Origin of the sequence: Segeticoccus rhizosphaerae (assembly GCF_009192725.1) — a bacterium.
Taxonomy (GTDB): Bacteria; Actinomycetota; Actinomycetes; order Actinomycetales; family Dermatophilaceae; genus Segeticoccus; species Segeticoccus rhizosphaerae.
The window spans coordinates 1-12,052 of sequence record NZ_VOHR01000095.1; the positions used below are offsets into that span (position 1 = coordinate 1).

The following is a 12,052-nucleotide window of genomic DNA, read 5'->3' on the forward strand; positions in this document are numbered from 1 at the left end:
TTCGAAAAACGGCTTGAGGTGAGCACCGGCCGCCCGGCCTTCGCCTGTGCTCGCCTCAGACCGCTCCCGCACCTTCGAAAAACGGCTTGAGGTGAGCACAGGCCGCGGCGGAGGAGGGTGCCGAGGCGGTATGACGGGTCGCTGGCAGGCCGGTCGGCCGCGGGTCAGCGCGTCGCCGGTTTCTCGAAGGCGACCAGGGTGTAGCGGGGAGCCGGCCGCCCCTCGCGGGTGATCCCGCCGACGAACTCGGCGCTGCCGACCTCGGTCAAGCCGCGCGCCTCTAGCCCGGCCGTGACGTCGGCCCGCCGGTCGTTGACCAGGCCGTCGCGGGAGTCGCGTGCGTCTCCGGCCGCCTTGTCCACGGTCGTGACGTAGCGACCACCGGGGCGCAGCACCCGCGCGGCCTCGTCCAGCACACCCTCGACGACACGCGCCGGCAACAGGTGCAGCAGCCAGACCGACGTCACCGCGTCCAGACTCGAATCGGCCACCGGCAACCGCTTCGCGTCAAGCCGCACCTGGGAGCCTGGCAGCCGCCGTTGCGCGACCCGCAGCATGCCCAGTGACAGGTCGCCGACCGCAACCTCGCGCCCGAGCGCCGCGAGCTCGGAGGCGACCGAGCCCGTCCCTCCGGCGATGTCGAGCACCCGCGTCAGGCGCTCCGGCAGGAGCCCGTGGACGGCTGCGGCCGCGGCAGCCGCACGTTCGCGACCTCCTCGCGTGGCGTCATACCGGGCTGCCTCGGCATCGTAGTCGAGCACGTCCCCTCCTCGAAGATCTGCGGCGTCAGTCTGGGGTCGGTCGGGGACGGCTCGGAAGTTCAGTCGAAGGACATGGTGGGCGCGTCGGAGAGCTCGAGGCCGAGCAGCGTCATGCGGGCGGTCACGAGGTCGGGCGCGAGCTCGAGGTGATCGGCGAGTTCCTCGAGGGTGCAACCCGACTCGACACCATCGCGCAGCTCGGCGTCCTGCTCGTCGGTCCAGGCGTGGCCGCCGGTGACGGCGGTGCGGGGCGATCGGGCCACGGGGGTGTGCTCGGCGACCGGCCTGGCGTCGTCGGCGTCGCCCATCGCCGTCCCCTCCAGTGCACCGGTGACCCCGCGCAGGGCCGGCTGGTGCACCGGCAACGGATCTGCGGCCGTCTCGTCGAGCCGTTGCAGGGCCGCCAGCACCATGGTCCGGTCGGTGGTGGGCCAGAACGGCGGCAACGACTTCTGCAGGAATCCGGCATAGCGCGCCGTCATCATCCGCGAGTCGAGGAAGGCCACGATTCCCCGGTCGTCGGAGCGCCGGACCAGCCGTCCGGCGCCCTGCGCGAGTCGCAGCGCGGCGTGGGTCGCGGACACCGCCATGAACCCGTTGCCGCCCATCTTCGCGATCGCCTGCGACCGGGCGGATGCCAGCGGGTCGTCGGGCCGCGGGAAGGGGATGCGGTCGATGATGACCAGCTGGCACGCCGAACCCGGGACATCCACGCCCTGCCACAGGCTCAGGGTGCCGAACAGGCAGGTGGCCGCGTCGGACGCGAACTGCCGCACCAGCGTTGCGGTCTGGTCCTCCCCCTGGCACAGGAAGTTGATGCCGCGCGGGTCGTCGGCAAACCGCGAGCGCATCACCTCGGCCGCGGCGACCGCGGCCCGCGTCGAGGAGAAGAGGCCGAGCGTTCGTCCGCCGGCTGCGCGCACGAGCGCCTCGATCTCGTCCATGGTCTGCGGCGCCATGCCGTCGCGGCCCGGCGGAGGCAGCTGCTTGGCGACGTAGGCCATCGCCTGCCGCGGGTAGTCGAACGGGCTGCCGACGTCCAGCCCGGTCCACGACGGCGACCCCTCACCGCGCAGCCCGAGGGTCCCGGCCACCGCGTCGAAGCTGCCGCCGAGCTCGAGCGTGGCCGACGTCATGATCACCGTGCGGTCCTCGAACACCTTGTCCCGCAACAGCATCGCCACACTCATCGGCGCGACTCGCAGCACGGAGCCGCGCCGTGGGTCCCGCCCCACCCACGCGACGTCGAGCTCACGCTGCTCGAGGATCCGGGCGGCGTTCTCATTGACCTCGTCGATCGCGGCGCGGGCCACCTGCCGGGCACCGTCGTTGTCCTGCGGGCTGGGCGGTTTGAGCTCCGACTGGACGGCTCGGGTGGTGTCGCGCACCCGCTCGAGCGCCAGGGTCAGTCCGTCCGGCAGCCCGGTCAGCCGTCCATCGTCGAGCTCGTCGACGACGCCCTGGAAGAAGGTCGAGGCCTCGGTCACCTGGTCTGTGTCGGCCAGCTTGCCTGCCTTCTTGGCCGCCGCGGCGATCATCGAGGCGGTCAGCTCGTCGGTGATCGTCGAGGTCACCCGGTCGACCAGCTCGTGCCCCTCGTCGACGACGAGCAGGTCGTGCTCGGGCAGCATCTGCCGGCCCTCGAACGCGTCGATCGCCATGAAGCTGTGGTTGGTCACGACGACGTCGACGTCCTTGGCTGCCTCGCGGGCGCGTTCGACGAAGCAGTCCCCCACCAGCGGGCACTTCGACCCGAGGCACTCGTGGGCGGTCACCGACACCTGGCGCCAGGCTCGCTGCGAGACCCCCGGGAACAGCTCGTCACGGTCACCCGACTCGGTCACCTCGGCCCACTCGCGCAGCCGCACCACCTCCGCCCCGAGCCGTCCCATGCCGGAGTCGACCTGCCCCACCGAGAGCAGCGATCCCTCGTCCTCGTCGGGGAACCCGCCCACGAGCTTGTGCTGGCACAGGTAGTTGGCCCGGCCCTTGACCAGCGCATACGTCGGCTTGCGGCCCAGCAGCGGCGCCACCGCCTCGGCGACCCGCGGCATGTCACGGTCGACGATCTGCGCCTGCAGGGCGAGGGTCGCCGTGGCCACGATGGCCGGCCGGCCGGTGTCGAACGCGTGCGCCACGGCAGGCACGAGGTAGGCCAGCGACTTGCCGGTGCCGGTGCCGGCCTGCACCAGCAGGTGCCCCTTGCCGCCGACGGCCTCCTGCACGGCCTCGGCCATCCGGGTCTGGCCGGGACGCTCCGTGCCCCCGACGCCTTCGACCGCGGCGTGCAGAAGGGCAGAGAGATCGGCGGCCATCACCACAGGGTATGCCGACCGGTCACCTCGCCGCGGCAGCGCTCCACAGCCCGGTCGGTGGTCAGGCCGAGTCAGCGAGTTGACGGACCGACCTGGCCACCTCGGTCCACAGCGGCTCCGGCAGGTCGTGGCCCACTCCCGGGAAGATCGTCATCCGAGCACCGGTCACCCGTGAGGCGGTGGCCCGCCCCGCCGACTGTCGGACGATCGGATCGGCGTCGCCGTGCAGGACGAGCAACGGCTTGCCCAGCTCGCGCAGCCGAGGGCCGTGCCACTGGGCGCCGATCTGACGGCTCTGTGCCTTGGTGTCGCGAGGTCCGCTGTCGACCTCCCGCTCGATCCACTCCCGTGCGGCACTCTCATCGAACGGGTATGCCGGGGAGGCCACTCCGCGAGCCACCGCCAGGCTGGCGGCGATGTCCCCTTCGCGGCCCTCGGGGAACTTCATCCGCGCCAGACGGGCGAGCAGGCCGTAGCGCAGGTAGCGCGCCACCCCCAGGCCGCCGACGTCGCTCGGCACCGCCGCGGACGACGTGACGCTGAGCACCCGCTCCGGGTGCCGCAGCGCGATCCGCTGGGCCACCGCGCCCCCGAGCGAGTGACCGAAGACGTGTGCCTGGTCCCACCCGACGGCATCCAGGACCGAGACGGCGTCGTCGGTCATGTCCTCGGCCGTGTAGGCCTCACCCCGCCGGCCGAACAACGCCGCAAACGGATTGGCCGTGCCGGTGTCGGGCATCCGGGTCGACTCACCGGCATCACGCTGGTCATAGCGCACGACGTGGAAGCCCTCGTCGGCAAACGCGCGGCACAACCCTGCGGGCCACCAGAAGCGGGAGGTGCCCAGCCCCATCACCAGCAGGAGCGGATCACCGGCCGAGCCGACCACCTCGTCCCACGCGACCTGCACCTGGCCGTTCCGCGCATACCGGGTCGGGCTCCACATCAGGTCGGTGGATGCCACCATTGTCTTCCCTCCCTATTCGCGAACGGCGTTCGCACAATATGAGGATAGGGTGTGGCGAAGATCGGTCGCAAGCTCGGGGAGGGTGATGACGGACCAGTCGACCGCCATCTGGCTCCGCGGCGAGCGGGCTCCGCGTGGCCGCGCACCGGAGCACACCCGAGGCGAAATCGCTGCGGCCGCCGTCCGGCTCGCCGACCGTCAGGGTCTGGCTGCGGTCACCATGCGTGCGCTGGCCCGCGTCATCGGCACCGGCGCGGCCTCGCTCTACCGCTACGTCGCCACCCGGGACGAGCTCGTCGAGCTGATGGTCGACGAGGTCAACGGCGAGTTCGAGCTCGAGCGCAGACCGGACGCGTCCTGGTTGGACCAGATGGTGGACCTTGCGCACCAGGCTCGCGACATCTACCGACGACATCCATGGATGATCGAGGCCCTGGACACCACGCCCACCCTCGGTCCACACGGCTGCTCCTACCTCGAGCACGCCCTGGCCACGCTGGCCGTGACGGGCGCAGGCGGACGCACCCGGCTCGAGGCCATCGGCGTGTTCAGCGGGCTCGTGCGGCTGCTCTGCAAGGCCGAGCGCGACCGTCAGCAGCCGGGGCCGCCCTCGGCCCGGATGGCGCAGCGCAACGCCTACCTCAGCTCCGTGGCTGCCTCGGGAGAGCACCCCCATCTCGCCGCGGCCTTCGCAGAGACGAGCGAGCAGTCATCGTCCGAAGGCCCGCAGTACCAAGGGATCCCAGCAGCGCCTTCCGACGGGCAGTTCGATGGTCAGTTCGACCGCATCGTGCGCCGAACGCTGCTGGGGATGCTGCACGAAGGGGACCCCGACTGACCGACGGCGCGTCGAAGGCCGCGGCGGGTCAGGGACCCGCCGAAACTCGCTTTCCCCAGCCGCCCGGCTGCTGCGAGGCTGCGCCCATGCCTCCGAGCGAGATGTGGACCGATCAACAGCACGACCCCCGCGAGAACGGTGTGGTCCCCCGCGGTGAGCAGGAGGTCGTCCTGGACTACCTCCGGCGCTACCGGCTCACCTTCGAGATGAAGTGTGAGGGCTTGGACGCCGAGCAGCTCACACGCCAGTCGGTGCCGCCCTCGGACCTGTCACTGCTCGGTTTGCTGCGCCACCTGGCTCGGGTCGAGCACCACTGGTACCGGCGCGTCCTCGAGGGACAGGACCTCCCGCGCCTGCACCACGGCGAGGAAGGGGAGACGTCGTTCTCCGGCGCCGTCGCCGAGCCGGCAGTCGTCGAGGAGGCGTGGCGCGAGTGGCGCGCCGAGGTCGACCATGCCCGTGAGGTCGAGGCACGGCTCGACTCGTGGGGAGACACGGTCAGGGTCCATGGCGACGACGTCGAGGTGCGGGACATCCTCATCCACCTGGTCGAGGAGTACGCGCGCCACTGCGGCCACGCCGACCTGCTGCGCGAGTGCATCGACGGACGCACCGGCCAGTAGCTGCCCGCGCCCGGCGCGTCATGGAGCCCCGCGCGTCATTGACAGGCGTGGTCGAGCCGCTCGCGGTACTCCGGCGAGTCGTGCATCGCCACGGCGAGGCGGTACTGACCGACGGCCTCGTCGCGACGGCCCTGCCGCTCCAGGCTGCGCCCGAGGGCGAACCGGGCGTAGTGGTCGGCCGGGTCGAGCTCCAGGACCCGCCGGAAGGACTTCTCGGCACGGCTCAGCTGGGCCGAGTGGAAGTAGGCACGGGCGAGCAGCAGCTGCCCCGAAGCCGAGTCGGCGATCTCGTCGGCGATCGGCTCGAGGGTGCGCAGCGCCTCGAGCGGCCTCGCCAGCTCGAGCTGGAACTCGGCCACCCGGAACAGCTCATAGGTGCTGTCAGCGTTCGGCGTCGTGAAGGGCGTCGTCATCTCATCCACCAAGGTTGCGCCGGCCCGTGCTGACCGGCTGCCCCGTCCAACGCCACACTGCTGCGCCCCATTCCATCACTGGCGCGGAGGCCAAGACACAGCACCAGCGCGGCATCGGAGCGGGCTCGCCGGGGAGTCGGTATGCCGCGTCGCCCAAGCCGCCCCGCCGCAGGACGTCCGCGCCGGGAGGGTCGCAAGGTCCTGCGATGCGGTGGCCCCGCCACCACGACGCAGGACATCCGAGCCGAGAGCGTCACAAGGTCCTGCGATGCGGTGGCCCGTGCCGCCACGAGGCAGGACGTCCGCGCGCGAGGCGAGGACCGGCATACAGACTCGTCATGCCCGAGGACCGCCTGGGCTGGCGCGCTGACCGGCTGGTGGGAAGACCTGCGATGTGGTCCCCGGGGCCGCCACGACGTAGGACGCCTGCGCCGAGAGGCGTCACGAGGTCCTGCGATGCGGTGGCCCCGCCAGCCACGACGCAGGACGTCCGCCCCGGGAGGGTCACGAGGTCCTGCATTGCGGTCGCTCCGGCAGCCAGGACGCAGGACGTCCTCCGGCTCCGGGCGGGAGCGTCAGGCCACGCGGCAAAGGTCCGCCGCGCCATCGCGGCCCTGTGGGGGCGCCTTCGCCGGCGCGGCGCAACCAGCGGCGACTCGTCCGGTCAGTCGGCGGTGCAGATGAGGTGCGCCACCATCGCGGTCCAGCCGGTCTGGTGCGAGGCGCCGAGACCGGCACCGGTGTCGCCGTGAAAGTACTCGCTGAAGGTGGGGTGCGGCGCCCAGAGCGGGCCGGTCGGCACGTGCCTCGGATCACCAGGCCGCCTGCCGTCCGGTCCGAGGCGGAAGAGGTCGACGAGGCGTTGCTCGAGGTCACGGGCGATCTGCGCCATGCTGCGCTCCCTAGCCGAGCCGGTCGGCAGCTCCCGGACGAACCCCTCCCCGGCACCGCTCGCGTAGGTGCGCAGGGCGTCCAGCAGCAGGATGTTGACGGGGAACCAGACGGGGCCGCGCCAGTTCGAGTTGCCGCCGAACAGACCGCTGTCGGACTCCCCCGGCGTGTAGGCGAGCGACAGGGTCGTGCCGTCGACCTGGGCGGTGTAGCCGTCGCGGTAGGCCGCCGAGACCGACCGCAGCCCGTGCGGCGACAGGAACTCCCCCTCGTCGAGCATCCGCGTGAGGAGGCGGCCGAGTCGGGACGGGTCGACGAGCGACAGCGTGTGCTGCTGCCCGCCGCGGTGACCCGTGGTGATGATCGCGTCGGTCAGGTGGGGGCGCCGTTCGCGCAGCCACTGCAGCCGGGCGGTGAAGTCGGGCAGCTCCGACTCGACCCACGGCGGCGCCACCGCGACGGCCATCAACGGCAGCAGTCCCACCATCGAGCGCACCTTGAACTGCTGGAAATTGCCGTCCGGCTGCACGAGCACGTCGTAGTAGAAGCCGTCATCCTCGTCCCACACCGAGACGTCGTGCGAGCCGAACTGCTCCATCGCCTCGGCGATCCCGAGGAAGTGCTCGAGGAACTTGGTTGCCGAGCTGTCCCAGGCCACGTCGTGCCGCGCGAGCTCGATCGCCATCCGCAGCATCGACAGGCAGAAGAACCCCATCCAGCTGGTCGCGTCGGACTGCTCGAGGCGTTGGCCGTGCGGCAGCGGTTCGGACCGGTCGAACAGACCGATGTTGTCCATACCGAGGAACCCGCCCTCGAACAGGTTGGACCCGTCGGCGTCCTTGCGGTTGACCCACCACGCGAAATTGAGCAGCAGCTTGGTGAAGACGCGGATCAGGAAACTCTGGTCCTGCGCCCCGTCGATCTGGTAGACCTGCCACGCGGCCCAGGCGTGCACCGGTGGGTTGGCGTCGGAGAAGTTCCACTCGTATGCCGGGAGCTGGCCACTCGGAGCCATCGCCCATTCCCGACACATCAGCACGAGCTGCTCCTTGGCGAACTCCGGGTCCACGTGCGCCAAGGCGACACAGTGGAAGGCCAGGTCCCAGGTGGCGAACCACGGGTACTCCCACTCGTCCGGCATCGAGATGATGTCGGTGAGGGCCAGGTGCTGCCACGAGGTGTTGCGGCCCTCCGGTTGGCGGGCGAGGCGCTGTGGCGGCGGCGTGGGCTGGGCCGGGTCGCCCTCGAGCCAACGTGAGACGTCGTAGCGGTAGAGCTGCTTGCCCCAGAGCAAGCCGGCGAACGCCCTGCGCGCGACGTGCCGGTCCTCCTCCGACACGGACCCGGGGATCACCGCGGCGTAGAACTCATCCGCCTCCCGCCGCCTCGTCTCGACCACCTGCGCGAACGGCGTTGCCTGCTCGAAGGGTTCGCCGTCGTTGTCGTTGCGCATCCGCAGCCGGACGGTCACGCTCTCGCCGGACGGCACTGCGTCGAAGTGGTACCAGAACGCGGCCTTCGTCCCGGAATTCTCCGGGTTGGCCGCGTCCGCCTGGCCGTGGACGACGGCACGGTTGATGGCGTCCTTCGGGTAGGCGGTGGCCTGCGGCGCCTCGTCACCATAGAGAGCGTGAACGTTGGTCTCGTTGTCGCAGAAGAGGACTCGCGGCGAACCCTCGGCCGTCACGCGATAGCGACCCAAGTAGCCGTGCTCGGCCACCACCGTCCGACCGTCCTCGGCCAGGGTCAGGGTCGGCGTCCGGGCATCGCGTCCCCATGACCAGGTGTTGCGAAACCACAGCTGTGGCAACAGGTCCAACGGTGCGGCGTCCGGGCCGTGGTTGGTGGCCGTCACCTCGACGCAGATGTCGCTGGGCGAGCCCTTGGCGTGGGTGACCTGCACGTCGAAGAACCTGTCGCCCTCGAGGATGCCCGTGTCGGAGAGCTCGTACTCCTCGTCACCGCGGCCGCGCCGGCCGTTCTCGGCGACCAGCTCGGCATACGGAAACGCCTGCTGTGGATAGCGATAGAGCCACTGGCCGAAGGAGTGGGTCGGGGTGGCGTCGAGGGCCCACCAGTACTCCTTGGCGTCCTCACCATGGTTGCCCTGGGCGTTGGTGAGGCCGAAGATGCGCTCCTTGAGCCGGTCGTCCCGACCGTTCCAGAGCGCAAGGCCGAGGTTGAGGAAGCCGTAGCGGTCGCACAGGCCCGCCAGCCCGTCCTCACCCCAGCGGTAGGCGCGCAGGTGCGCGTGGTCGAACGGGAAGTAGTCCCAAGCGTTCCCGTCAGCGGAGTAGTCCTCGCGCACGGTCCCCCACTGACGCCCCGACACGTAGGGACCCCAGACCTTCCAGGGGTCGGTGTCGGCCGGCGCCTCGGCCAACCTGCCGTGCTCGGCGGTCCGTGGGGGCTGCTCGCCAGAAACGTTCGCGGAAGTCACGGGCACACTGTGCCACGCGGCATACGGACGTCGCAGGTGCCAGCCGCGGCTGCTGGAGGCACCCCGCGAGCTCAGACGGCGTATGCCGCGAGCTCACCCACCAGCGTGGGGCCCACCTTGGCCTCGACCCGCGTGCCCTCGGCGGTGTGCTCGCTGGCGAGGACCTCGCCCTCCTGGTGCAGCCGGTTGAGCAGGTCGCCGCGCTCGTAGGGCAGCAGCACGTCCACCGGGATCTCGGGGCGCGGCAGCTCCTCGGCGATCAGGGCGCGCAGCTCGTCGATGCCCTCGCCGGTGCGTGCCGACACGACGATGCTGTGCTTCTCGTGCCGCAGCAACCGGTGGATGACCTCCGGGTCGGCCGCGTCGGCCTTGTTGATGACGATGACCTCCTTGATGGCGTCACCGCCCAGGTCGGCGAGCACGGCACGGACCGCGCTGATCTGACCTTCCGGGTCGGGGTGGGAGCCGTCGACCACGTGCAGGAGCAGGTCGGCGTCACCGACCTCCTCGAGCGTGGAGCGGAACGCCTCGACCAGCTGGTGCGGCAAGGAACGGACGAAGCCGACCGTGTCGGTCAGTGTGTAGGCCCGGCCGTCCTCGGTCTCGGCCCGCCGGACCGTCGGGTCCAGCGTGGCGAAGAGCTGGTTCTCGACGAGGGCGCCGGCGCCGGTGAGCCGGTTGAGCAGGGACGACTTGCCGGCGTTGGTGTATCCCGCGATCGCGACACTGGCCACGTGGCCCCGGCGGCGGCTGCCGCGCTTGGTGTCGCGGGCGGTCTTCATGTGCGCGATCTCGCGCTTGAGCTTGGCCATCCGGGTATTGATCCGCCGGCGGTCGAGCTCGATCTTGGTCTCACCGGGTCCGCGCGAGCCCATGCCCTGACCGCCGGCCGCCTGCCCACCGGCCTGACGGGACATCGACTCACCCCAACCGCGCAGACGCGGGAGGAGGTACTGCAGCTGGGCCAGCTCGACCTGCGCCTTGCCCTCACGGCTCTTGGCGTGCTGGGCGAAGATGTCGAGGATCAACGCGGTGCGGTCGATGACCTTGACCTTGACGATGTCCTCGAGGGCACGGCGCTGGCTGGGTGACAGCTCGCCGTCGCACACGACGGTGTCGGCGCCCTCCGCGATCACGATGTCGCGCAGCTCGGCGGCCTTGCCCGCGCCCAGGAACGTGCTGGTGTCGGGCTTGCCGCGGCGCTGCACGAGGCCGGCGAGCACGGTGGAGCCGGCCGTCTCGGCGAGCGCGGCGAGCTCGCGGATGGAGTTCTCGGCGTCCTCCACCGTTCCCTCGGTCCAGACGCCGGCCAGCACGACGCGCTCGAGGCGCAGCTGGCGGTACTCGACCTCGGTGACGTCCTGCAGCTCGGTCGACAGGCCCGCGACGCGGCGCAGCGAGGCGCGCTCCTCGCGCTCGAACTGCTCGCCGTCGACGCTCTCTGCGGCCGCCGCACTGTCACCGCCGGCGTGGCGGTTGGGGTAGAGCGGCGCGAGCGTGGGCAGCCCCGAGTCGGAGCTGTCGACGTGCGTGGTGTCGATGCCGTGGTCGTGGTGGGTGGCGGTGTCGTGGTCGTCGGCGGCGAGCGCTGCGGCGCGGGTGCCGAACAGATCAGATCGTTTCGTCATATCTCCTCAAGGATCCCACCCCGGGACAGGTGGGCGCGACTCGTTTGACACAACGATCCGGCGCCATCTCCCATTCCGGCGGGTCTCACACCCCAGACCGCGTGCTCCCCCAGGCCGCTTTGCTCTCCCCGGGCCGCTTTGCTCATCTCGGGCCGGTCCTGGCCGCCGCGCAACCGGCCTGAAGCGAGCACAGGCCGAGTCGGGCGGCCACTACGCTGTCGGCGATGTCCGACCACTACTTCACCGCCGAGCCGGCCAGCCCCGAGCAGCGCCGCACCCTCACCGTCCGGCTGGCCGACCGACGGTTCGACGTGCACACCGCGCCGGGCATCTTCAGCCCGCACCGGGTCGACCAGGGCACTGCCGTGCTGCTCGCCGAGGCTCCCCCGCCGCCACCGACCGGCCACCTGCTCGACCTCGGCTGCGGCTGGGGACCCATCACGCTGACCCTGGCCCTGCGATCACCCGAGGCGAAGGTCTGGGGCGTCGACGTCAACCAGCGCGCCCTCGCCCTGCTGCGGGACAACGCCGCCGACCTGGGCCTCACCAACGTCACCGCCGGCACCGCGCAGGACGTCCCGGCGGACCTCGCCTTCGACACGATCTGGTCCAACCCGCCGATCCGCGTCGGCAAGCAGGTCCTGCACGAGCTGCTGCGGACCTGGCTGCCGCGTCTGGCGGCCGGCGGCACGGCATACCTCGTGGTGCAGCGCAACCTCGGCTCGGACTCCCTGCAGCGCTGGCTGACGCAGGAGCTCGAGGCGACCCACCGGGGCGAGTTCGCGGTGCGGCGCTACACCAGCGTCAAGGGCTACCGGCTGCTCGAGGTCGCCCGCCCCTGACCGCGCTCCCCACGAGCACCTCTGCTCGGCTCAGGCCGCTTCTGCGCCTCACGCGAGCGGCCTGGAGGGAGCACGCCCGTGCCCGTGCTCCCTTCGGACGGCGTGTCGGACCGACGGAACCGGCCCGGACAGAGCAAAGCGGCCCCAGCGGAGCACGGGGCGATCAGAGGGTGAGTATGCCGTCCGCCACCAGGGCGGCCGGCCCGGACAGCTCGACCTCGGACGCCGGCAGTGCCCGGACCCAGACGGTGCCTCCCGGCACGTCGACCTGCCACACCCGGTCGTCGGAGACCTCGCCGGCCCACCAGCGGGTGGCGAGCGCCGCAGCGGCCGC

At 71.3% G+C, this 12,052-nt stretch carries 9 protein-coding genes; 3 read left to right on the forward strand and 6 right to left on the reverse strand.

What is annotated here, in order from left to right; translation table 11 throughout:
- Positions 1 to 164 precede the first annotated feature (164 nt).
- From FRW57_RS09845 to FRW57_RS09855, 3 genes are all read right to left on the reverse strand, one after another.
- Complete coding sequence (locus FRW57_RS09845) at positions 165 to 761, reverse strand: class I SAM-dependent methyltransferase (RefSeq protein WP_137123153.1); 597 nt, start codon at positions 759 to 761, stop codon at positions 165 to 167.
- Positions 762 to 820: 59 nt separating this feature from the next.
- Positions 821 to 3,076: an ATP-dependent DNA helicase gene (locus FRW57_RS09850; RefSeq protein WP_152185916.1), complete on the reverse strand. Its 2,256-nt coding sequence runs from the start codon at positions 3,074 to 3,076 to the stop codon at positions 821 to 823.
- Between the two features lie 61 nt (positions 3,077 to 3,137).
- A complete protein-coding gene (locus tag FRW57_RS09855; protein ID WP_202911694.1) occupies positions 3,138 to 4,043 on the reverse strand; it encodes an alpha/beta fold hydrolase in 906 nt (301 codons plus the stop codon).
- 85 nt (positions 4,044 to 4,128) lie between these two features.
- Here FRW57_RS09855 and FRW57_RS09860 point away from each other — a divergent pair, with 85 nt between their 5' ends.
- Both FRW57_RS09860 and FRW57_RS09865 read left to right on the forward strand, forming a co-directional pair.
- Positions 4,129 to 4,881, forward strand: coding sequence for a TetR/AcrR family transcriptional regulator (locus tag FRW57_RS09860; RefSeq protein WP_137123151.1), 753 nt, complete (start codon positions 4,129 to 4,131; stop codon positions 4,879 to 4,881).
- 86 nt (positions 4,882 to 4,967) lie between these two features.
- Positions 4,968 to 5,504: a DinB family protein gene (locus tag FRW57_RS09865; RefSeq protein WP_152185917.1), complete on the forward strand. Its 537-nt coding sequence runs from the start codon at positions 4,968 to 4,970 to the stop codon at positions 5,502 to 5,504.
- A gap of 35 nt (positions 5,505 to 5,539) precedes the next feature.
- Here the strand turns inward: FRW57_RS09865 and FRW57_RS09870 are convergent, their stop codons facing one another.
- The 3 genes from FRW57_RS09870 to hflX form a co-directional block, all read right to left on the reverse strand.
- Positions 5,540 to 5,917 carry a tetratricopeptide repeat protein gene (locus tag FRW57_RS09870; RefSeq protein ID WP_137123150.1) on the reverse strand — a complete coding sequence of 126 codons (378 nt, stop codon included), beginning with the start codon at positions 5,915 to 5,917 and terminating at the stop codon, positions 5,540 to 5,542.
- Between the two features lie 664 nt (positions 5,918 to 6,581).
- Positions 6,582 to 9,248: an MGH1-like glycoside hydrolase domain-containing protein gene (locus tag FRW57_RS09875; RefSeq protein ID WP_152185918.1), complete on the reverse strand. Its 2,667-nt coding sequence runs from the start codon at positions 9,246 to 9,248 to the stop codon at positions 6,582 to 6,584.
- A 71-nt stretch (positions 9,249 to 9,319) separates the two neighbouring features.
- Positions 9,320 to 10,876, reverse strand: coding sequence for a GTPase HflX (hflX, locus tag FRW57_RS09880; RefSeq protein ID WP_238999384.1), 1,557 nt, complete (start codon positions 10,874 to 10,876; stop codon positions 9,320 to 9,322).
- A 224-nt stretch (positions 10,877 to 11,100) separates the two neighbouring features.
- Between hflX and FRW57_RS09885 the strand changes: the two genes are divergently transcribed.
- Positions 11,101 to 11,718 (forward strand): class I SAM-dependent methyltransferase, encoded by a 618-nt coding sequence (locus FRW57_RS09885; protein WP_152185919.1) that lies wholly within the window; start codon positions 11,101 to 11,103, stop codon positions 11,716 to 11,718.
- The last annotated feature ends 334 nt before the right edge of the window (positions 11,719 to 12,052 follow it).

What these genes read in the sequence shown, in the direction of transcription:
- FRW57_RS09850 (WP_152185916.1), bottom strand. Translation starts at nt 3,076, where the DNA reads ATGGCCGCCGATCTCTCTGCCCTTCTGCACGCCGCGGTCGAAGGCGTC.
- FRW57_RS09885 (WP_152185919.1), top strand. Translation starts at nt 11,101, where the DNA reads ATGTCCGACCACTACTTCACCGCCGAGCCGGCCAGCCCCGAGCAGCGC.
- FRW57_RS09870 (WP_137123150.1), bottom strand. Translation starts at nt 5,917, where the DNA reads ATGACGACGCCCTTCACGACGCCGAACGCTGACAGCACCTATGAGCTG.
- FRW57_RS09855 (WP_202911694.1), bottom strand. Translation starts at nt 4,043, where the DNA reads ATGGTGGCATCCACCGACCTGATGTGGAGCCCGACCCGGTATGCGCGG.
- hflX (WP_238999384.1), bottom strand. Translation starts at nt 10,876, where the DNA reads ATGACGAAACGATCTGATCTGTTCGGCACCCGCGCCGCAGCGCTCGCC.
- FRW57_RS09865 (WP_152185917.1), top strand. Translation starts at nt 4,968, where the DNA reads ATGCCTCCGAGCGAGATGTGGACCGATCAACAGCACGACCCCCGCGAG.
- FRW57_RS09860 (WP_137123151.1), top strand. Translation starts at nt 4,129, where the DNA reads ATGACGGACCAGTCGACCGCCATCTGGCTCCGCGGCGAGCGGGCTCCG.